Consider the following 23,210-nt stretch of genomic DNA (forward strand, 5'->3'; position numbering starts at 1 on the left):
ACACTCCGATACATTGTGATGCCAGTACCATATCTCCTCGCTCGTGTCTACCATGAAGTAAACATACTCTTTTGCGCTTCGCGCAACGGCATTTCATCCCTGTGGCAAGACCACAGGGAGTTCATGCCGGGGTCATTAAAAGATCCTTGTTTTATCATTTCTGTAGCGCAATATTTCACCGGGTTTTTAATAATTTTTTTAGTGTAATCTGTCAAATCAAAATCAGAAACCATTTTTTTTAAAGTCCAATAGGTAAAGTGAGTCTCGTAATAATAATTTCCTTTTCCCAGCATTTTAAGATAAAGATGCGCCCATGATTTTGGAACTACAGTCAGCAGAGGGAGGCGGTATTCGCCATCCTTCCATACTAATCTGTTTCCCGCTGCAAAGTAACATACTCCGCCAGGTTTTAGAAGTCTGCTTATTTCATGAAGCATTTTTTTTGTATCCGGTACGTGCTCATATACGTTGGCACAAAAAATTACATCAAAATTATTTGCAGGCAGTTTTGTATTCATGGCATCAGCAACAAAAAATTTCGAATTATTATTTTCCTTGTTTGCTTCAGCATATATAACCGCTGGCTCGTCAATATCTACGCCAGTAATATTTTTAAAATGAGGGGCGTAATAATTAGTCATTATTCCGGTTGAGCAGCCTATATCAAGAGCAGTAAGGTTATTCAACTCTCCCAAATAGTCTCTTAATACAGAAATAGCTTTGTTTGCTTTTTGCAGACGTCCGGTTTTATTGTACATATCATCGGCATACATCTCTGAAAACCCTAACTGGTAGGTATGCTTTTCTGTGACAGATTCTGTTTGAACTTCCATAAAATAAATTATTGGGTAAAAATAATAATTTTGCACCGTATATTCGAATAACATCAGGTGATAAATACAAAAAGATCTTCTTTAATCGGCTTAGCGATTGCCTTACTTTTGCTTTTATGCGTTGCTTATTCCAATCACTTCAGCAATGGTTTTGAGTTTGATGATTCGCATACCATTGTAAATAACGAATACATACGAGATGTAAAAAACATCCCTCTTTTTTTTACAGACATAAAATATTTCGGAACCAACCCCGGCAATCAGGGCTATCGCCCCATACTTGTTTCGTTGAATGCCATTGATTACTGGCTGGCTGGCGGACTTAATCCTGTATATTTTCATGCGGATATTTTTCTTTCTTACCTTATTCTGCTGGTACTGTTATTTTTTATGTTTCAAAAAATTTTGGACACCTCTCTCCCATCTGACAAAAACAAATTCTTTGCACTGCTCTTCACCGGGTTTTACGGGCTTCATGCAGTCAATGCAGAAACCATCAATTACATTATTGAGCGATGTGATTCTTTATCTACCCTATGCATAGTTGCTGCTTTCCTTTTGTATATGATTCCGAAAACAAAAAAATACTTCCTGTATCTGATTCCGGCAGCAATTGGAGTGGGTACAAAAGAAACAGGCGCCATGTTCGGCATTATGCTGTTTTTCTATATTTTGTTTTTTGAGGAAAAAGTTTCGTTGATTGATTTTATTCTTTTGAAAAAAGTGAAGCAGTCTTTTAAGGCATTCGTAAAATCTATTCCTGCTCTTATTTTTTCTTTCGGATTATTCATGTTAATCCAGAAAAAGATTACATCTGAAGCTACATTTATGGGTGGAGACTCTCCTTACGGTGTGTGGGAATATTTCAGAACGCAATGGGTGGTTATCGTTCATTACATCGGCAACTTTATTCTCCCTCTTGACCTCAGCGCTGACCCTGATTTTGGAATTTACAATTCTCTGCTCGACAGAAAAGTTCTCCTATGCCTGACCATTCTTTTATTTCTTGTGGTGGTTGCGTTTATTACTTCTGCCGATGAAAAAAAACGCCCGATTGCATTTGGAATACTCTGGTTTTTTATCGCGCTAGCCCCCACTTCAAGTTTTTTGCCTGCAGGGCAGATTGCAAATGACCACCGAGCATTCTTTCCTAACATCGGGCTGGTATTGAGTTTAGGGTGGTGGCTGCGGTTATTGTATTTACGCTATGAAGAAAAAACAATAAAGCATAAATATATTCCGAAAATATTTTTCACACTTTATCTTGCCGTTATTTCACTTCACGCTTATGGCACTTATCAGCGCAATATAATCTGGAGCTCCTCTGAAAAACTTTGGCTTGATGTTACGCTGAAAAGTCCTAAGAACGGAAGAGGACAAATGAATTACGGATTAACGCTGATGGCTAAAGGAAAATATGAAGAAACGCTGCCGTATTTCAAACGCGCTCTTGAACTGATGCCCTATTGGGCTTACATCCATATCAACATGGGAATCTTGCGCGATGCCATGGGCTATCCAAAAGAAGCGGAAGAGTATTTTCTCAATGCCATCCGTTATCAGCCGAATGTGCCTGACAGTTATTTTTTCTATGCACGCTTCCTTCAAAAACAAGGCAGGACAGGCGAAGCAATTTCTCAATTGAAAAAAGGACATGAAATCAGCCCTGGGCATTCAGGCATTACTCAATACCTGAATTCGCTATCAGCAGTACAGGGCGAAAACACCGGGGATTACATAAAAAAAATTGAAAAGTACACTCAGGAAAATCCTACGGCAGAAAATTATATCGAACTTAGTCTTGCCTATTACAGAAACGGGATGTACAAAGAATGCATAAACGCCTGCGAGAAAGCACTGGAGCTTCATCCCAACTTTGCGCTTGCCTACAACAACATGTGCAGCGCGTACAATGCTATGGAAGAATGGGAGAAAGCAATGGCAGCTTGTTCAAAAGCCATAGAAATAGATTCGAACTTTCAGCTTGCAAAAAACAATCTGGAATGGGCTAAGAAGAATCTTCCAAAATAACAAGAGGAGAAATTATTTTCTTGTAGAAATAATTTCTGTAAATTTTTTCACAAACTCGTTCGGATATAATCTGCAGGCTGCAATGTGGCTGCCTTTTATTTCCCAGAATTCTTTTGGATCTATGGCTTTTTCAAAAAGTTCTTTTCCCATAAAAAACGGGCATACCTTGTCTTCGGTGCTGTGAATGACGAGTTTGGGTTCTGGAATTTTTCCTATGTACTCTATTGCATCGTATTTGCTCGGAACAAGCGCACGGGTAAGAAATCCAGGAGCAAAATAACTTTTCTTTCCATGATAAGCAGCAATTTCCTCATGTCCGGTGAATGCTCCTTCAATCACCAAAGCATCAATCGGAATTTTGCCTGCATATTGTTCATGCAGTTTTCCTGCCACCACGCAGGCGAGATGACCGCCAAGTGATTGTCCGAATAAAATAAGTTTTGTATTCGTCACATCCTTTCTGCCGACCATATAATCAACGGCTCTCATTGCATCATTCAAAACTTTTTCCTGCGATGGCTTTCCTTCTGATTTTCCGTAACCCACATAATCAAACACTAATCCCTGAAAACCGTTTTGTGCAAGCAAGGCGAGCGGGGCAAACTGATAGCCGATATTTCCACCATTGCCGTGAAGAAATAAAATGGTTGCTATTATTTTTACTGTATCGCTTTTCGGTTTGATGAACCAGCCGTTGAGTGTGTTTTCGTCAGGCGCTTTGAAATTCACCTCTTCATACCGGCACTTGAAAGTATCAGGAGAATAAATGACTTCTTTATCGGGATAATAAAAGAATTTAGAAGTAGAGCAGGATGAATAAAGAAAAAAAGAAAATATAATAAAGATGAAAGATATTTTCAGAAACCGTTTCACTATTCGCCTTCCTCCCCTTTTGCGAAACTTTTTTCTTCCTTCAGTTTCCCGTTTTCATCATAAAATTTCCATTTGCCGTTTTTCTGATAATCGCCCATTGCTTCATTGTATATCATCGGTCCTTCTTCTTTAATATTTCCACTGTCGTAATATTCTTTGCTCGAATAAATTTTTCGTTTCGGATCAGTTAGTTCGAGAAGGGAAGTGGGTTTTCCGTTCTGGCTATAAAATTTCCGCTGCGTATAATATTCCCCCTTCTTATCATATTCTTCTATGTACTCAAGCTGTCCGCTCGAATAATAATCTTCTTCCTTAATCACATTGCTTCCAATATAAACTATACTTGAACGGGGCTTCCCGTCCTGATAAAACACATTCATGGCACTTTTGTTCAAGTCTGTCATTTTGAATTCTCTTTCAACCTGTCCGTTTGGAAAAAAATTCTTGTATGCTTTCAACTGTCCGTCAATGTAATATCCTTTATGAAGAGTTTTTCCATCGGGATAAATATCTTCAATCCATCCCTGAGCGGCATATCCCTTTCCATCGTTTCGCGTAGAATCTCCGCCAATGCCGAAATTCAGCGCTTCATACGCGTTAATGCCGTAAGCGGAATCGTAAACATCATTTAATTCATACGTCTCACCGTGCTTTATCTGAGCATAACACAGAGGAAATGAAAAATGAAAAGAAATAAAAAGAAAAGAATATAGAATAGATTTTCTTGTCATACCAATGTTAATGGCAAATTTCGTTCCCAATTATTATGGGAATAAAACTAATAAATTTCCGTTTAGAAATATTAATGAATTCCCATTAAGGCAAGCCATCGCTCTGCATCCAGCGCAGCCATACAGCCGCTTCCCGCTGCTGTAACTGCCTGCCGATATGTTTTATCCTGGACATCTCCGCTGGCAAACACTCCTTCAATATTCGTTTTTGTTGTGCCGGGAATTGTTTTAATGTATCCTTGCTCGTCCATATCAATCTGCCCTTTGAAAATGGAAGTATTGGGCTGATGACCGATGGCAACAAAAAAACCAGTAATGTCTATTTTTCTTTCTGCACCCGTTTTCACATTTTTAACCAGCGCTCCTGTTACGCCTGTTTCTCCGAGCACTTCTGCTGTTGCATGGTTGTAAAGCAATTCAATGTTGGCCGTATTTTCCACTCTGCGCTGCATTGCTTTTGAAGCTCGAAGAAAATCTTTTCGCACAATCATGTAAACTTTTCGGCACAACTTTGAAAGATAGGTAGCTTCTTCTGCGGCTGTGTCTCCTCCTCCGACAATTGCAACATCCTGTCCTTTGAAAAAAAAACCATCGCACACCGCGCAGGCAGAAACACCTCCGCTGAGTTTTCGTAATCGCTGTTCTGATTCAATCTCCAGCCACTTTGCAGTTGCTCCTGTAGAAATAATTACAGCTTCCGCAAGAATAGTTTGCTTTTCATCCACCACAACTTTAAAAGGACGCGAAGAAAAATCTACCGATGAAATAAATCCATAGCGGATATCTGTTCCGAAACGTTCCGCCTGCTTGCGGAAATCTTCCATCATCTCAGGTCCCTGAATCCCTTTCGGATAGCCTGGATAATTTTCTACTTCAGTAGTCGTCATTAACTGTCCGCCCGGTTCCATGCCGGCAATCATCACAGGTTTTAAATCGGCACGTGCGGCATAAATTGCCGCAGTGTATCCGGCAGGACCGGAGCCGATGATTAAGCATTTTATTTTTTCAGATTGATTGCTCATATAAATCAGGAGAACAAATGTAAAAGGTATAAGAACATGAATGGTAAAATTTATTTACAGTTTATTCCTTTATCAGGCGGCCAGAATTTGTGATAGGTTGCCCACTCTTCCGCCTTCCAAGGACTGGAATCATATTTTACATGTTTCATTACACGAAAAACATTAATCTTCAGCAATCCTTTTTTATTTTCTCCGATGGAGGGAGAAGATTTATCGGGCGTTCCCGCGGCAGGTCCGGTAATAATGAGTTTTCCTTTTTCGTCATACGCGCATTGTTGCCCAGATTTGAATTTTTTTCCGTTGATGTACGTGACTACATAAGGATAAGAACGAAAAGATGTTGTGGCACCGGGATGAAAAAATGTAAAATCTTTTTTGCCGGCAAATGTTTTCTGAAGAAAACCCATTTCAGAATGCAGACGCTCTCTTGCCCAACCGTCATTTGTTTTCAGTCCATTCAAATCCGGATTTTCACAGGGACAATGCGAAAGCATCTTATACCAATTTTCTTTTTCACTGACATAATTTTTCTGAGAACTACATGAAAACAACGAGAAAATTATTAATAAGAAAACTATTTTTCTGAACAAGTTGATAATCATTCGTAATCTGTCATTTGAAAATTACAGTATCGATAAAAACTCCGTAACCACACCAAACACCCAGCGCTTCTTCACGCGGATAAACATTGCTCGGAACAGATGTTGGTGCGGCAAACGGATTCCCCTGGCTTGAAATTGCAACATCCATCTGCCTGTAGAAATCAAAAACAGCACGATCAATAATGCAAAACTTTACAATAACTGTATCGCCCGCTTTGTAATATCCTACTTCATCCAGTTCATCCTGCGGGATTGGCTGGTTAGCGGGAATGGGTCTGTTGTATGCAAAATCAAAACTCTGATTGTTCACAAACTTGTCGTCAAACACTGCGCCAAACGGAGCCTGAAAACTAAAGTCCTTCCCTTTTCTCATCGCCAGCCACCGATATGCGTTTCCTTCGGAAGCAGGCTCCGTGAGATGCGCGAAAACAAAACCGAGCGAATCGCCTTCATCACTTGTCTTGTAATATTTGCTCCATGTGCTGTCGAGCGGAACAGGATTCAGGATAGTTGTTGATGACGTCAGATGTTTTCCATTATAATCAACAGTAAGATTGTAAGTTTTACCGATGCTCCCCCATAATGAAATATTGAACGTAGTGTAAATACAATAATTAAAAAGCTGGAGCGAAGCCGTATCAACTCCTGTGAATGTGGCAACAATCGGCAAAAGCGAATCGGGCAAACTTTGCGAGCAATATTCTTGTAATGTATCGCTAATGGTTCCATTCGAAATAATAACAATTGCATTGTGAAGAAATATATTCTGAAGCGTGTTTGCATCTGTCTGTCCAAAGTAGGGCATGTTCTTAGTGAGAATCACATAGGGGGGGAGTTCCGGTTCGATTTTTCCTTCCACACATATTTTTTCTTTCGAATCAGGAAGGTCAACAGTGATTTCTTTCTGACAAGATGAATGAAAGAAGCAAGCAGCAAGTAGCAAGCAGCAGGAAAATCTGTTGAATCTGTTTTTCATCCGTTTGAATCAGTTTTTTCAGAATTTAAAGTTCCATGTTATTGATGGAAGAACAGGAAAGAGAGAAACCTGTTTTGCTTTCACATCCAGCGTTCCATCATAAATGGTTCCCGAGTTTTGAAAATAAATAAAGTAAGGGTTATATCGGTTATATACATTGTAAACTGACAGCACCCAGCTGCTTTGAATGTTTCTGTACCATTTCGAAGGAATTTCTTTCCCGACAATGTCAATATTTTTTTTCTGCATACGTTTTTCCCAGCGATGTTTCTGGCGCGCAAGGGCTCTTACTCTTTCAGGATTGTATGTAACGGAAAGATCCAAGCGATGATACGGCTTCATGCGGAAAGAATTTCGTTCTCCGTATTCGGGAACCATCTGCCCTTCTATTATATACCACGAAACAGGAAGCGTGGCTGTATTTCCGGTGGCAAAAACAAAAATGCTTCCGAAAGTAAAACGTGAATTGTAATCGTACGTGAGCGCTATGGAAACGTCATGTCTTCGGTCATATTTAGCAGGAAAAATTTTTGCAAGGTTGATGGAATCAAACTGCCGATACGTCCAGGCAAGCGTGTAGCCCACCCATCCTGTAAATCTGCCCGTTCGCTTCTTCAGAAAAAATTCCGCTCCATATGACCATCCCTTTCCGAAAGTGAATGCATTGTCAACATTATCCTTGACATTCTGATCGGGCAATGATCCTTCCTTGAACTCAATCATATTGCGCATGTCTTTGTAATAAACTTCCACAGAAGTTTCAAATTTATCCTCCATAAAATTTCTGAAATAGCCCAGTGCATACTGCGTGCTGAACTGCGGCTTGATGACGGATGTGCTGGGAATCCACAAATCAGTAGGAAGTGAAACGGAAGAAATAGAAGCAAGATGTATGTATTGGTAATTCTGCGCAAAGCCAGCCTTGATGGAAGACTTTTTGTTGAGTGTATAACGAATAGATGCACGCGGTTCAAGTCCGCCATAGTCAGCAATTTTTTCTCCTGTTTTATATTTAATTGTATCTATGATTTGATTAGTAACGGGACTTTTTATATATCGTTCAAACGGACCCACCTGCATGAAATAAGAATAGCGAAGACCCGCGTTAAGACGGATTTTATCCGTGATGTCAAAATCATCTGCCAGATAAACTGCTGCATCGTGCGCATGAAGTTTTGGCGCTTCGCCCAAATCAATTTCAACATCACCTGCCTTTGCGCTCGCCTGATTGGGAATGAAAGTATGATAAATGTAATTCGCTCCGAACTTTATGTTGTGCTTCACATTCGGAAAATATCCAAAATCAATTTTCGCATTCCAGTCCCGGATGCCGGAAAACAATTTGAACTCAAACCCGCTTTGCTTTGCTCCGAATTCAAATTTATAATCGCTGAAGATGGCTGAAGTGTTCATGAAAAGTTTTTGAGTGATTAGATGATTCCAGCGCAGTGTGGTGGTGGCATTTCCCCACGGCATGCTCACTTTAAACTGGTCTGCTTTGTTTTCACTTCCATCAGAAAAAGTAAAAACATCTCTGCCGAAATATCCGCTGAGAAACAATCTGTCTTTATCAGATAAGCGGTAATTCAGTTTCATGTTCAGATCATAAAAATAATATGCCGAACCGCTGAACGCGCTTTTTTTTGTGAACGGTTTTGTAAGAATATCAATGTATGTTCTCCTTGCAGAAACAAGAAATGAAGAAGTGTCTTTTTTAATCGGTCCTTCAATGGTTAATCGTGAAGCAATGATTCCGATGCCACCATCTGCGTGAACGCCTTGTGAATTGCCGTCTTTCATTTGCACATCAAGCACGGACGAAAGCCGTCCGCCATATTGCGCAGGCATGTTTCCTTTGTAGAGCTCAATATTTTTTACCGCATCTCCATTAAACACAGAAAAAAAACCGAAGAGATGCCCAGTATTATAAACTACTGCTTCATCCAACAAAACCAAATTCTGATCAGGACCGCCACCTCGAACGTAAAAACCTGTATTGCCTTCGGTGGATTGAACTCCGGGAAGAAGCTGAATCGTTTTCAGAATATCCATCTCTCCCATGAAAGACGGCAGGGCTTTTATTTTGTCAACTTCGAGTGTGATTACACCCATTTCGCTTTTCTGAACGTTCTCATCACTTTTTTCACCTACAATCTCCACTTCTTTTCCCACAACCGCTTTTTCTTTCATCGCGACATTCAGGCGAATGTCTTTATCAAGGGTAATGTCTTTTTTATAATCCTCAAAGCCGATGTAATTCACAGTCATTTGATATTCGCCTTTTTCGAGTGTAATAGAAAAGAATCCGTAAGCGTTTGTCACCACACCTTTGCGGTCTTCTGTGGAGTTTTTCTTTTTGAGGTAGACATTCGAACCAATGGAAAATTCTCCGGTGGCTTCTTCTTTTATATATCCACTGATGGTAAACTTTTGTACCTGCTCCTGAGAAAATAAATCAGAAGAGAAGAAAAAAAGAAATACTATGGGAAATAATATTTTCACGTTGCAAAAAAAAGTCGGGATGACAAGATTTGAACTTGCGACCTCTCCCACCCCAAGGGAGTGCGCTACCGGACTGCGCTACATCCCGAAAAAAATTCGAGAAAAAAAATAAAAAGAACAATTGAATAGGGTGTGCAAAAATAGAAATTATGTGAAGCGAAAGTGAGAAATTATGTCCCTATAAACTCCTGAACCTTCCAAAAACTCCCAGCGGTAATTTCAGGTTTGTTTTTGACTGAAGATAAAGTTCTCCTGTTTCCAATTTATCTTTCGCAAAATCTTTGAGAAGATTTTCGATAATGACGGGTGAAAACCCCAGCGAGTAGGCATTGAGAATCATGAAATGATTTTTCTCATCCAATAACTGTAAAACATTCCTCATCATTTCCTGTATGTCATCTTCCAACTTCCATTTTTCTCCGTCAGGTCCGTTGCCAAACGCAGGCGGGTCAAGAATAATTCCCTGATATTTATTTCCGCGCTTCACTTCCCGTTTTACAAACTTCAAAGCGTCTTCGACTATCCAGCGGATATCAGTAAGTCCGCTGAGTTCCATATTTTCTCTCGCCCATGTTACCACTTGTTTTACAGAATCAAGATGTGTTACATCTGCACCGGCAGATTTCGCAGCGAGAGAAGCAGCGCCAGTGTAAGCAAAGAGATTGAGAAATTTCACTCTCCCCTCTCCTCGAGGAGAGGGGTTGGGGGTGAGGCGTTGAACAGAATCATAGATATAATCCCAATTCACTGCTTGCTCAGGAAAAATTCCTACGTGCTTGAAAGATGTAAGAGAAAGTTTGAAGTTGAGACTTAGCGCTTTGTAACTTATTTGCCATTTGTCCGGTATATCCTTCAACTTCTGCCATTCACCTGAGTTACTGCCGATTTGAAAAAAACTTACGTGCGCAGTCTTCTGCCATTCTAAATGAGAAAGTTTTTTGCTCCACACAGCCTGTGGTTCCGGGCGAATCGTAATATATTTTCCAAAGCGTTCGAGCTTTTCAAAATCACCGCAGTCTATGAGTTCGTAATCAGGGAAGCTGTTGGGAGATAAGAGTAACATGGCGCAAAAATATATCTTTGCGCTTCATTAACACATAATGTCAGAAAGAAAAGTCAGAGTACGTTTTGCACCCAGTCCGACCGGTCCGTTACATATTGGAGGAGTTCGCACTGCTTTGTACAATTTTCTTTTTGCGAAAAAGCACGGAGGAGATTTTATTCTCAGGATAGAAGACACTGACCAAAACCGTTTTGTTCCCGGGGCTGAAGCGTATGTGATTGAAGCATTGAAATGGTCTGGCATTGAACCGAATGAAGGAGTCGGTTTCGGAAACGGGAATTATGCTCCTTATCGCCAAAGTGAAAGAAAAGATTTGTATCGCCAATACGCTGAGAATCTCGTAAGCGAAGGCAAAGCGTATTATGCTTTTGACACTTCGGAAGAATTGGAAGCAATCCGCAAAAAAGAGGAAAAAGCAGGTGGAGGTTTTTTGTACAGTTCAGTTTCACGCATGAGTATGAAAAATTCTCTTTCCCTTTCTGAAGAGGAAGTGAAAAAAAGAATTTCTGCCGGTGAACATTATGTCATTCGGATAAAAATTCCTGCGGATGAAGAAATTCGTTTGAACGATATCATTCGCGGACAAGTTATAGTTCAAAGTTCTCAGATAGATGATAAGGTTTTATTCAAGAGCGATGGAATGCCCACGTATCATCTCGCGAATGTGGTGGACGATTATTTAATGAAGATCACGCACGTAATTCGGGGAGAAGAATGGCTGCCATCGGCTCCGCTTCATGTTTTGCTCTATGAATATCTCGGATGGAAACAAGTAATGCCTGAGTTCGCGCACTTGCCTTTGCTGCTGCGACCTGACGGAAACGGAAAACTTTCAAAGCGTGATGGAGATAGATTAGGGTTTCCCGTTTTTCCATTGAACGGAGAATTTCCTGATACAAAAACAGGAAAGACAGAAAAATTTTCGGGCTACAGAGAAGCAGGATATTTTCCTGACGCATTTGTGAATATGCTTGCAATGCTGGGATGGAATCCAGGTACGGAACAGGAGATTTTTTCGATGGAGGAATTGATAAAGGAATTTTCTTTTGAACATATCCATAAAGGAGGAGCGCACTTTAATCCCGAAAAAGCAAAGTGGTTCAACCAGCAGTATCTCAGAACGAGGAGCGATGAAGAATTAGCAAAAATATTCTTACCTGTCGTAAAAGAAAAACTCTTAAATGTTTTCCCTAATGAATCAGAAGAAATAAGATTAAAACTTGGAATACAGGAGCTTAACAATGATAATTCATATATTAAAGAAGTGTGCCATCTCGTAAAAGAAAAAGCTTCCTTTCCTAACGAATTCTGGAGTTTAGGGAATTATTTTTTCGTTGCGCCTTCCGATTTTAATGAACAGGCAAAGAAAGTTTTAGAAAAAAAGTGGAGAGAAAATTCTAAAAGCATTTATATCGAACTAAATGATAGATTTAAAGTTATACCTGAATGGACTTTTGAACACATTCGGATTGCTATTGATGAAATAGAAAACTTACTGGGACAAAATAAAACAATAGATATGCAAGTGTTACGCATTCTATTAACTGGCGTTCCCTCAGGAATAACTATAATAGAAACTATATTATTACTAGGAAAAGATGAAACAATCAAAAGAATAGGAAAGTCTTTAGAAAAACTCTCATAGCATTTAGAAAATATTTCATTACTTTTACGGCATGAGAAAAATATTTCTTTCAGTCCTTGCATTATTATCTTTTACGGTAAACTCACAAGTTTTAGTTAAAGACATATCCCCTGGATTAGGCAATAGTCATCCTCATGTCCTTTATCCATTTAAAGGAAATTTAGTTTTTGCTGCAGATGATGGGTTTAATGGACCTCAATTGTACTATTCTGATGGAACAGCAAGTGGGACAATAATGCTAACAAACTTACTTAATCAGAGTATTGGTGGAAATGGTTATTCGTTTAGTTATGATCTGAATCCATATACAACTCCTTCTACTAGTAATGTAGGAGGTTGTTTTACGGAAATTGATTCGATAGGTTACCTATTTGGCACAGATTACGGGTCTTCTCTTTATAAGCTTATCAAAACAGATGGAACAATTGCAGGTACACAATATTTTACTTTACCTTCTGCTCCTGGATCTTTCTACGCTACAAGGTTTTTCAAAATGCAAAATTATATTTGTTGCTTATATGGTGATGGTTCGGGTAGTAAAATCTTAAAATTTGATCCCAACACAAATTCCATTTCTTCAATACCCTATTTAATTAGCCACCCAATATATGATGGACGTGACCCCAAACATTATTGGAATGCTACCACTCCGATAGGAAGTCCATATGTATATAATAATAAACTTTATGGATTTAATTTTAATACGGATTCTATTTTGACAGAAGATATTAATGGCAATGTGACGCCAATCAAAAAAACACTTGGTTTAGATGGAGGGGCACTACCAACTTCATCCATAATAGTAAATGGAAAATATTTGTATTATTCTTCAAGCACTAATCCTGTTCCATCAATTGGAAATGAGCCATATTATTATGATTTTGCAACTAACACATTAGGATTGCTAAAGGATGTTAACCCATATTTTAATTACAGCTCTAGCGTAAGTTTCAGTCTGTTTCCATTTGTTGATAATAAAAGCCATAATTATACATATTTCACAGCAACCCATCAGACCTATGGAACAGAAGTTTGGATTACAGACGGAACTAGTTCTGGAACTAGTATAGTTCAAGATTATGTCAATGGTCCCATGAGTGGCGCTATTCCTCCTACAATTTATCATGGCGATTCTTGTTATGGAATTATTCAATCCTCTGGATATATCGATACTCTTAAACTAATAACTAATAATGCAATCTCAACAACGGCAGTTGATGTGTCACAACAAGACCTATATGGTGCCAACTTATTTGGCGGGACAGGTGATTATAATTGGTCAAAAGGTAATTCTACCTTTTTTCTTTCTATTGCAAATGGAAAAATACTCAATCAACTAAGTGGTATTCCAATTTATTCCCTAAACCCCCTTACATGTCCAGTACCCAAAGTAAGTTGGATACCGGGATCAATCATGAGAATTAATAATAATCTTTTCTTTTCGTACGATGATTGTAATTTCACCGGTTACGAATTATATAAATTAGATATAAGTTTATTGAGTGCTGTTGCCGAAAACAATTCTTTAAAAGGAAAAATATTAGTGTATCCCAACCCAACAAATGGTAAGTTCACAATTGAAATTGAAGATGAGCAAAAGAAAAATTATGAAATGAGAATTTATAATGTGTTGGGAGAAATGGTTTCTCAATCTGCCAATTTAACAACCAACCAACCAACAACTCTTGATTTGAGTTTTCAATCTAGCGGACTTTATTTTCTTAAAATGAAATCGGGAGAAAAAATTATTTCCAAGAAGTTGATGATAGTAAAGTAATGCAGTTGTTCCACATTTTAATCATCGGAAAAGGAAGATTATGAAACTGCAAAATATTATTTAGAGAAAGCATAACAACTCGATCCGAGTTTGAAAAAAAGTACAATAACGTACATTGATATTTTAAAAAAAATAAAAAAATTTGCATAAGTGAATTTATTGTTGTATTGTATTATTACAAATAATAAATAAAAACTTATTCTATGATTATATTTCAACCAAATGTAACGCTCCTAAAATCATCAACTCTAAACCATCCGATGTACAGTGTTGACGATGACGCTTGCCTTGCACATTGTAAAACGTTTAATGAAAAATACGGAGCCGGAAAGTGCAAGCATAAACATGATAATACAACAATCATATCAGTTAAGGTTATTAATTCTATTCCTATCATTGATATTATTACTTCTTGTTGCCCCGAATTTAAGGAAGAACTTAAAAACCTATTTCCTCAAAAACAAACAAATGACCACAGAAAAAGGTCCTAATTTTTTAGAAGAAATAGTTGCTGAAGATGTAAAAAGCGGAAAACATTCCGGAAGAGTGTTGACACGTTTTCCCCCAGAGCCGAACGGATATCTTCACATCGGTCATTCAAAATCTATTTGCCTGAACTTCGGACTGGCAAAACAGTTTGGTGGAAAAACTAATCTTCGCTTTGATGATACCAATCCTGAAGCCGAAGAAACAGAATATGTAGAGAGTATTAAAGAAGATATTAAGTGGCTCGGGTTTGAATGGGCAAATGAATTTTATGCTTCAGATTATTTTGACAAGTTGTATGAATTCGCTGTAACGCTTATTAAAAAGCAACTTGCCTATGTGGATGACTGTTCAGCAGAGCAAATTGCATCCATGAAGGGAACTCCCACAGAACCGGGAAAAGAAAGTCCGTTTCGTAACCGCGGTGTGGAAGAAAATCTTGATCTGTTTGAACGCATGCGCAAGGGAGAATTCAAGGATGGAGAAAAAGTACTTCGCGCAAAAGTGGATATGGCTTCACCTAACATGCATTTGCGAGATCCGTTCATGTATCGAATAAAACATGTAGAGCATCACCGCACGAAAGATAAATGGTGTATTTACCCGATGTACGATTTCGCACACGGGCAAAGCGATTCGATAGAAAATATCACTCACTCCATCTGCACACTGGAATTTGAAGTTCACCGCCCGCTGTATGAATGGTTCATTGAGAAGTTGGGGATCTTTCCAAGCCATCAGTTCGAATTCGCACGGCTGAACCTTAATTACACCGTGATGAGCAAACGGAAATTATTGCAGCTCGTGAATGAGAAACACGTGAGCGGATGGGATGACCCCCGCATGCCAACTATCAGCGGACTTCGCAGAAGGGGTTATACACCCGAAAGCATTCGTGATTTCTGCGATGTGATTGGAGTTGCGAGAAGAGAAAACATCATTGATGTAGAATTGCTGGAACATTGTGTTCGCAAAGACCTGAACAAAATTGCAACACGTGTGATGGTGGTGATGGATCCTGTGAAAGTGGTTATTGATAATTATCCGGACGGGAAAACCGAAATGCTTATCGGAGAAAATATTCCGGAGGCAGGTGAGAATGGAGGAATACGGGAAATCCCTTTTGGTAAAGAGATTTTTATTGAGCGCGATGACTTTATGGAAGTTCCTGTCAAAAAATATTTCCGTTTGGGTCCCGGATTAATGGTGCGGTTAAAACACGCATACATTTTGAAATGCGAATCGTTTAAGAAAGATGAAAAGGGAAATATTTCTGAAATTCATTGCACTTATTTCCCCGAAAGCAAAAGCGGAAGCGACACCAGCGGAATTTCTGTGAAAGGAACTATTCACTGGGTAAGTTCCTCACAAGCCTTTCCTGTTGAAGTACGTTTATATGATCGTCTTTTTAAAGTGGAAAATCCGCAGGCGGAAGGAGGAGATTTTAAAAGCTACCTTAATGAGAAAAGTTTAGAAGTTATTTCAACTGCTTTGTCAGAGCCGTATTTGAGAAATGTAAAACCGTTAGACAAATTTCAGTTCATCCGCAAGGGATATTTTTGCGTGGATAAAGATTCCTCTTCGGATAAGATAATTTTTAACCGTACAGTGGCCTTAAAAGACGGCTGGTCGAAAGAACAGAAAAAGTAATTTATTTCTCAGAAGAAAGAAAAAACAAGAGTGAGAGGCAATGCTTAGCCGAAGAGAAGCGCTCGCATTTTTCGAATCATTAGAATTAATTATTTTCGCCCTGTGCAATTCTCGGATTTACTTAAAAAAATAAACACTTGGCGCCAACGCCACATCAGCAACAAAAATTTTCTCATTGTTGTCAGCATCCTTGTAGGAGTTGTCGCGGGGCTTGCAGCCATCCTCTTAAAGACAGTAGTTCATTATATCCAGCACTTTCTTCATTGGATTTTAGAAGATGAAAAATTCAACTTTCTTCTTTTTGTTTTCCCTTTGATTGGAATTCTTCTCACCGTTTATTATGTGCAGCGTTTCAGAAAGGGAAAGATCGGAAGAGGTGTATCCAATATTCTTATTTCTATCGCGAAACGTTCGAGTAATATTGAGCGTGATAAAACTTATTCGCACATGATAACAAGTGCACTCACAATTGGTTTTGGAGGTTCTGCCGGACTGGAAGCCCCGATTGTTGTCACAGGCGCAGCCATCGGTTCAGTTTCGGCAAAAGATTTAGGAATGAATTACCGCGAGCGCACACTTTTGCTTGCTTGCGGGGTTGCCGCAGGAATTTCCGCCATCTTCAACAGCCCGATTGCTGGAGTTTTGTTTGCTGTGGAAGTAATTCTATATGAGTTCACGATTCCCGCTTTTATTCCCTTGCTTATTTCTTCTGCAACCGCCTCTGTATTATCAAATCTTCTTTATAAAGACCAGCTTTTTTTCCTTATCACCAAGGGCTGGCACATGAATGCGATTCCATTTTATATTCTGCTGGGAATATTGATGGCATTAATTTCTGTTTATGTTACGCGCACAGCCATTTTGGTAGAAGGTTTTTTTAAGTCAAAGAAAAAACCATACCTGAAAGCAATCATTGGTGGAGTAATTCTTGGCGGAATGATTTTTATACTTCCCCCGCTTTACGGAGAAGGATATAATTCGGTGAAAAACCTTCTGGCGGGAAAATATGAACTCTTGCTCAACAACAGTTTGTTTACAGGATTTTCAGGCAACGCATGGTTTATTGTTCTCATCGCTACGATAATTATTCTTGTGAAAACTGCTGCCATGTCAATTACGATTGGCGCAGGGGGGAACGGAGGAATATTCGCTCCTTCACTTTTTATCGGAGCTATGACAGGATTTGTTTTCGCTCACACCATAAATCTTCTGGGTATTATTGAGCTTACGGAAGCCAATTTCATTGTAGCTGGAATGGCTGGAGCGCTCAGCGGAGTAGTGCATGCTCCTCTCACTGCCATATTTCTCATAGCGGAAATTACGGGCGGATATGTTTTATTTGTTCCGCTCATGATCGTTTCATCCATTTCCTATCTCATCACCAAATATTTTGAACCGTATTCCATTTATATGAGGAAATTGGTGGAGAAAGGTTTGCACAAAAGAGACAGAGACAAAATTGTACTGAATAAAATCAAATTAAGGAATATGGTGGAAACAGATTTTGTGTATGTGACAGAAACGAATACTCTGGGGGAGCTAGTTGATAAGATTGCTCATTCAAAAAGAAATATTTTTCCGGTATTGGATGAAGGCAAACATTTGCTCGGAGTTGTTTTGCTTGACAGTATTCGTGAAGTCATGTTCCATCACGAACAATACGAAACCAATCACGTGAAAGATTTGATGATGCAATCACCCTGTATTCTTGATGTGAACGAAGAAATGCATGATGTGATGAAAAAATTCGATACCTATAATTCATGGAATCTTCCGGTTACTGAAGAAAATAAATACATCGGCTTTGTTTCCAAGTCAGCCATCTTTACTAAATACCGCTCACTTCTCATCAAGCAATCGGAACAACCGTTTAATTAAGTTTCCTATTTTTGCCGCAAATAAAATTTACACTATGAAAAAATTATCCTTACTCTTCTTCTTATTCATCGCGTCAGCAATCGCGTTTTCATTCACACGCTCAACTTCTGACTTTGAAGGCAAAGTGGTTTACTCGATTGATTTTGTCAACTCAAGCATGCCTGCTCAGGCGAAAAGCATGATGGCGGGAAGCACGGCAACAATATATATCAAAGGCACAAAATCCAGAAGCGACATGAACATGGGACCGCAGACAACCACTTCGATCTATGATTCCAAAACAAATACATCTGTTATGCTGATGGAAGTGATGGGCAGTAAATACAAAATCAAAACCGAACCTACAAAAAAAGAAGAGAAAAAACCGGAAGTGAAAGTAAATGTGACCAGCGAAACAAAAACCATCGCGGGCTACTCCTGCAAAAAAGCAGAAGTGACTGTTACGGATTCAAAAGGAACTTCGCATGCCACCAACATCTGGTTCACAGAAGAAATTTCAAACCACATGAATAGCAGCAATGAAAATGGCGCTCAGTTTAAAGACATCAAAGGAATGCCTCTTGAATATGAAGTGCAGGCGCAAAATGGAATGAGCATGAAGATGACTGCCACCTCCGTGAGCAAAGAAACTGTTGCTGACAGCAAGTTTGAGATTCCATCCGACTACAAGGAAACCACGATGGAAGGCATGCAGAAAGAAATGATGCAGAAGATGCAGGGCGGTCAGCATTAATTTTCTTTTCAAAGTTAATTTCATAAAGAACTGCCACAACAGGCAGCATCTTTTCTTTTTCTCTGACAAATAATCCCGTATTATTTATCATCCTGCCATATTGGGTTTCTCAAATCACCCTGCACCAAATTTGATTATCTTCGGCATCCTGATTTGACAATCTGTGTTACAACTAATCGGAAAAATATTCGGCAACAAAAACGAGCGTGATCTGAAGCCGCTTTGGCCTATCGTGGACCAGGTGAGCGCTGAATGGGAAAAGCTTAAAGGTATTTCCAATGATGAGTTGAGAGCTAAAACAGCCGATTTCAAAAAAAGAATTACCGATTACGTTGCCAAAGAGAAAACGGAGATTGCCGAACTGAAAGGGCAAGGAGAGCAGGAAGAGAACATGGAAACGAAAGAATCCATTTACTCAAAAGCCGATACGCTTGAAAAAGAAATCAAGAAAAAAATAGAAGAAGTCCTGACCGAAATTCTTCCCGAAGCATTTGCTGTGATTCGCGAAACCGCCAGGCGCTTCAAGGAAAATAAATTTTTAGAAGTAACCGCCACGCAGACAGATAAAGATTTTGCAGCGAAAAAAAATTATATCCAGATAAGCGGAGACAAAGCAAAATGGAACAACGCATGGCCTGTGCGCGGACACGAAATTCCCTGGGACATGGTGCATTACGATGTGCAGCTTATTGGAGGTGCGGTTCTTCACCAAGGGAAAATTTCAGAGATGGCAACGGGCGAGGGAAAAACATTGGTCTCAACCCTTCCCGTTTATCTCAACGCTCTGGCGGGCTACGGAGTGCATTTAGTAACCGTAAATAATTATTTAGCAAGGCGCGATGCCGAATGGAACGGAACGCTGTTTGAATTTCATGGGCTCACGGTAGATTGCATTGACAATCACGAACCCAATTCTCAGGCGCGGAGAAACGCTTACCTCGCTGATATCACTTACGGAACGAACAATGAATTCGGCTTTGATTATTTGCGCGATAACATGGCACGCTCACCCGAAGATCTGGTTCAGCGCGGACATCACTTCGCCATTGTGGATGAGGTGGATTCTGTTTTGATTGATGATGCACGAACACCGCTCATCATATCAGGACCCACGCCAAAAGGAGACAACCAGCTTTTTGCGGAAATGAAACCGAAGGTGGAGAAACTCGTGAACGCACAGCGCAGTTACATCAATACCATTCTTTCCGATGCTAAAAAATTAATTGCCGATGGAAAAGCAGGAGAGAAAGAAGGCGATGGCGGACTGGCTCTCCTTCGCGCTCACCGTGGATTGCCAAAGAATAAAGCGCTCATAAAATATCTCAGCGAGCAGGGAAACAAAGCCATTCTTCACAAGGTGGAAGGATATTATCTGCAGGACCAGCAGAAGGAAATGCACAAAGCAGATGTTCCGCTTTACTTTGTGATCGATGAAAAGAACAATACGGTGGACTTAACGGAAAAAGGAATTGACCTCATCACTTCCGCTTCTGATGACGCAAAGTTTTTCGTGCTGCCCGATGTGGGCGCAGAAATTGCCGATATAGAAAAATCTTCTCTTCCCGAAGAGGAAAAAAGAAAAAAGAAAGAAGTGCTGATGCGCGATTTCGCCATTAAATCAGAGCGCGTGCATACCATCACCCAGCTTTTGAAAGCCTATACGTTGTTTGAGATAGATGTGGAATATGTGGTGATGGAAGGAAAAATCAAGATCGTTGATGAGCAGACAGGGCGTATTCTTGACGGCAGAAGATATTCTGACGGACTTCATCAGGCAATTGAAGCGAAAGAAAATGTGAAAGTGGAAGCGGCAACACAGACCTACGCCACTGTAACGCTTCAGAATTATTTCCGCATGTATCATAAACTCGCGGGCATGACAGGAACTGCGGAAACGGAAGCAGGCGAGTTCTGGAAGATTTATAAACTGGAAGTTGTAGTCATCCCGACAAATAAAGAATGCGTGCGCAAGGACATGGAAGACCTTGTGTACAAAACCACCCGCGAAAAATTTAACGCGGTGATAGAAGAGATCGAGAAACTGGTGAAAGCAGGAAGACCCATTCTTGTTGGAACCACTTCGGTGGAGATTTCGGAACTGCTGAGCAGAATGCTGAAGATGAAAGGCATCCGGCACAATGTCCTCAATGCGAAGATGCACCAGAAGGAAGCCGAGATTGTTGCCGAAGCCGGCACTTCAGGAACCGTAACCATCGCCACCAACATGGCAGGGCGCGGAACAGATATCAAACTCACGCCCGAAGTAAAAACCGCAGGCGGTCTTGCCATCATCGGAACGGAGCGGCACGAATCAAGGCGCGTTGACAGGCAGTTGCGCGGACGTGCAGGAAGACAAGGCGACCCCGGCTCATCACAATTTTTTGTTTCGCTGGAAGATAACCTGATGCGCCTTTTCGGTTCGGACAGAATTGCGAAGCTGATGGACAGCATGGGACATGAAGAAGGACAAATGATTCAGCATTCGATGGTGACAAAATCCATTGAGCGCGCGCAAAAGAAAGTGGAAGAAAATCATTTCGGAACACGAAAACGTTTGATCGAATATGATGACGTGATGAACTCGCAGCGCGATGTGATTTACACTAAACGCAGACACGCACTTTTCGGAGAACGGCTTTCGCTGGATATCGCCAACATGCTTTTTGATGTTGCCACCGCCACCGTAAGCGACTATCACACAGCGCAGGATTTTGAAGGTTTGAAATATGAACTCCTGAAAGTGATGTCGGTGGATTGTCCGATAGATGAAAAAGAATTTCTGCAGGCATCCACCGAAGAATCCACGCATAAAATTTACGAACTCGCTTTTAACGGATACAAGCACAAGCGCGAAGCTATCGCTCAGCAGGCGTTTCCTGTCATCAAAAATGTTTTCGAAACACAGGGAGCGCAGTATGAAAACATTGTGGTGCCGTTCACCGATGGATTGAAAGCATTGCAGGTGGTTGCCAACCTGAAAAAATCTTACGATAGCCAGGGGAAACATGTGGTGCTGGATATGGAAAAAGGAATCATGCTTGCCATGATTGACGATGCATGGAAAGAACATTTGCGCGAGATGGATGACCTGAAACAAAGCGTGCAGAACGCGGTGTACGAGCAGAAAGACCCGCTCCTTATTTATAAATTTGAATCGTTCAACCTCTTCAAGCAAATGCTGGTGAGAATGAACAAGGACATTATTTCTTTCCTTGTGAAAGCCACATTGCCGGGCGAACAGGCGCAAGTGCGGCAGGCAAACGCTCCGCAACGGATGGACACCAGCCGGTTAAAAATAGGAAGAGGACAGGGAATTGATGAAGCAAGGCAAAATACAAATGCTCAGAACGGAAATCCTACCACTGAAGAAAAGCAGCAGCCCGTGCGCGTTGAAAAACAAACCGGACGCAACGACCCATGCCCCTGCGGAAGCGGCAAGAAGTATAAGAACTGCCACGGGAAGTAAGTCCCAAGTCGGCAGTAGGCAGTAGGCAGTCGGCAATTCCAAGTTCCAAGTCGCATACTGAGAGGGGGTATAATGGTATAAGGGTATAAGGGCTTGTGGCGTAAAAGTACAGTCGGAGACCCCGAGAAGAACGGGGCAGGCGCCTTCGGGAGAGTTGGAGCGGGTAAATCTTTAGTGGTAGATGGTAAATCTTTACTGGCAGAGTTTAAATCTTTAGTGTGTGGTTACATTCTTACCCCGACATGAATGTCGGGGCTATTACTATTTCACTCCTACGGAGTGAAGAAAAATACCATATTGTTGTTTGCCCCGTTGGATATTTATCCTACGGGGTTTGCGCGAGGGATTCCGCGGAAAACCTTTTTGCGAACAGCGCCCTCATCCCCAACCCTTCTCCCTGTGGGAGAAGGGAGATTGGTGTGTGGGATTCTTTTTACCCCCGATTTCATCGGGGGCTACTCATATTAAACTCCTACGGAGTTTAGTTCGCCCTTACGCGCCTCACCTCCTTGCCCCCTCCCTTTATCCCTCCGCCTTAAAAGGGGAGGGAAATATTTTTTAGGGATACGTTGTCCCCGACATGAATGTCGGGGCTATATTAATATGTTGCCCCTATGGGGCAAAGAAAAAATTACACGCATATAAATGTATTTCGCTCTGTAGGAGCGAGATGTTAATAGCCCCGTGCTTCAGCGCGGGGTTAATAAATGCCGGACACAAATTCCCCTCTTCCAGTGGGAGAGGGGCAGGGGTGAGGGATTTTTTGCGCGAAGGATTGAGCCAATTGTTTGAGCTCTTTTTGCGTTTCGCAAAAAAGCGAGTGGCGAAAGCCTGACAGCGCGCTTCGCGGTGGCGCGCCATAATAATAAATCTTTCTGTGAGATTGCTTCGTTCTGCTCGCAATGGCGTAACCGCAGATTGGAGCGGATAGGCCTGACCTGA

Annotated in this window: 16 protein-coding genes and 1 tRNA gene; 8 read left to right on the top strand and 9 right to left on the bottom strand. The window is 40.6% G+C overall.

What is annotated here, in order from left to right:
- Positions 1–47: 47 nt before the first annotated feature.
- Positions 48–833: a class I SAM-dependent methyltransferase gene (locus tag HY841_14500; protein ID MBI4931967.1), complete on the bottom strand. Its 786-nt coding sequence runs from the start codon at positions 831–833 to the stop codon at positions 48–50.
- A gap of 57 nt (positions 834–890) precedes the next feature.
- On the opposite strand from HY841_14500, the gene HY841_14505 reads away from it, so the two are divergent.
- The gene (locus tag HY841_14505; GenBank protein ID MBI4931968.1) at positions 891–2,864 is read left to right on the top strand and encodes a tetratricopeptide repeat protein; all 1,974 of its coding nucleotides are present in this window, start codon (positions 891–893) and stop codon (positions 2,862–2,864) included.
- A 12-nt stretch (positions 2,865–2,876) separates the two neighbouring features.
- Here HY841_14505 and HY841_14510 read toward each other — a convergent pair whose 3' ends face one another.
- The 8 genes from HY841_14510 to HY841_14545 all read right to left on the bottom strand — a co-directional run bounded on the left by HY841_14510 (position 2,877) and on the right by HY841_14545 (position 10,633).
- Positions 2,877–3,737 (bottom strand): alpha/beta hydrolase, encoded by an 861-nt coding sequence (locus HY841_14510; protein MBI4931969.1) that lies wholly within the window; start codon positions 3,735–3,737, stop codon positions 2,877–2,879.
- A complete protein-coding gene (locus tag HY841_14515) occupies positions 3,737–4,468 on the bottom strand; it encodes a hypothetical protein (protein MBI4931970.1) in 732 nt (243 codons plus the stop codon). The genes HY841_14510 and HY841_14515 overlap by 1 nt, the downstream gene beginning before the upstream one ends.
- Positions 4,469–4,539: 71 nt before the next feature.
- Positions 4,540–5,490 (bottom strand): thioredoxin-disulfide reductase, encoded by a 951-nt coding sequence (gene trxB / locus HY841_14520; protein ID MBI4931971.1) that lies wholly within the window; start codon positions 5,488–5,490, stop codon positions 4,540–4,542.
- 50 nt (positions 5,491–5,540) lie between these two features.
- Complete coding sequence (locus tag HY841_14525) at positions 5,541–6,092, bottom strand: hypothetical protein (GenBank protein ID MBI4931972.1); 552 nt, start codon at positions 6,090–6,092, stop codon at positions 5,541–5,543.
- Positions 6,093–6,102: 10 nt separating this feature from the next.
- Positions 6,103–7,068 carry a DUF4249 family protein gene (locus tag HY841_14530; protein MBI4931973.1) on the bottom strand — a complete coding sequence of 322 codons (966 nt, stop codon included), beginning with the start codon at positions 7,066–7,068 and terminating at the stop codon, positions 6,103–6,105.
- A gap of 18 nt (positions 7,069–7,086) precedes the next feature.
- Positions 7,087–9,552 (bottom strand): TonB-dependent receptor, encoded by a 2,466-nt coding sequence (locus HY841_14535; protein MBI4931974.1) that lies wholly within the window; start codon positions 9,550–9,552, stop codon positions 7,087–7,089.
- Positions 9,553–9,584: 32 nt separating this feature from the next.
- Positions 9,585–9,658 (bottom strand) — tRNA-Pro (locus HY841_14540).
- Positions 9,659–9,748: 90 nt separating this feature from the next.
- On the bottom strand, positions 9,749–10,633 hold the full coding sequence (locus HY841_14545) for a class I SAM-dependent methyltransferase (protein ID MBI4931975.1): 885 nt from the start codon (positions 10,631–10,633) through the stop codon (positions 9,749–9,751).
- Positions 10,634–10,670: 37 nt separating this feature from the next.
- On the opposite strand from HY841_14545, the gene HY841_14550 reads away from it, so the two are divergent.
- The 7 genes from HY841_14550 to secA all read left to right on the top strand — a co-directional run bounded on the left by HY841_14550 (position 10,671) and on the right by secA (position 22,268).
- Complete coding sequence (locus HY841_14550) at positions 10,671–12,278, top strand: glutamate--tRNA ligase (GenBank protein ID MBI4931976.1); 1,608 nt, start codon at positions 10,671–10,673, stop codon at positions 12,276–12,278.
- 31 nt (positions 12,279–12,309) lie between these two features.
- A complete protein-coding gene (locus HY841_14555) occupies positions 12,310–14,055 on the top strand; it encodes a T9SS type A sorting domain-containing protein (protein ID MBI4931977.1) in 1,746 nt (581 codons plus the stop codon).
- Between the two features lie 203 nt (positions 14,056–14,258).
- Positions 14,259–14,546 (top strand): hypothetical protein, encoded by a 288-nt coding sequence (locus tag HY841_14560; GenBank protein ID MBI4931978.1) that lies wholly within the window; start codon positions 14,259–14,261, stop codon positions 14,544–14,546.
- Entirely contained in the window at positions 14,524–16,191 is a 1,668-nt protein-coding gene (locus tag HY841_14565; GenBank protein MBI4931979.1) for a glutamine--tRNA ligase/YqeY domain fusion protein, read from the top strand. Before HY841_14560 ends, HY841_14565 begins: the two co-directional genes overlap by 23 nt.
- Positions 16,192–16,293: 102 nt before the next feature.
- Positions 16,294–18,069, top strand: a complete 1,776-nt coding sequence (locus HY841_14570) for a chloride channel protein (GenBank protein MBI4931980.1) — start codon at positions 16,294–16,296, stop codon at positions 18,067–18,069.
- Between the two features lie 34 nt (positions 18,070–18,103).
- Positions 18,104–18,802: a DUF4412 domain-containing protein gene (locus tag HY841_14575; GenBank protein MBI4931981.1), complete on the top strand. Its 699-nt coding sequence runs from the start codon at positions 18,104–18,106 to the stop codon at positions 18,800–18,802.
- Positions 18,803–18,965: 163 nt separating this feature from the next.
- Positions 18,966–22,268 carry a preprotein translocase subunit SecA gene (gene secA, locus HY841_14580; protein ID MBI4931982.1) on the top strand — a complete coding sequence of 1,101 codons (3,303 nt, stop codon included), beginning with the start codon at positions 18,966–18,968 and terminating at the stop codon, positions 22,266–22,268.
- Positions 22,269–23,210 lie beyond the last annotated feature (942 nt).

This window comes from Bacteroidota bacterium, from assembly GCA_016213405.1.
In the GTDB taxonomy this organism is placed as follows: domain Bacteria; phylum Bacteroidota; class Bacteroidia; order Palsa-948; family Palsa-948; genus Palsa-948.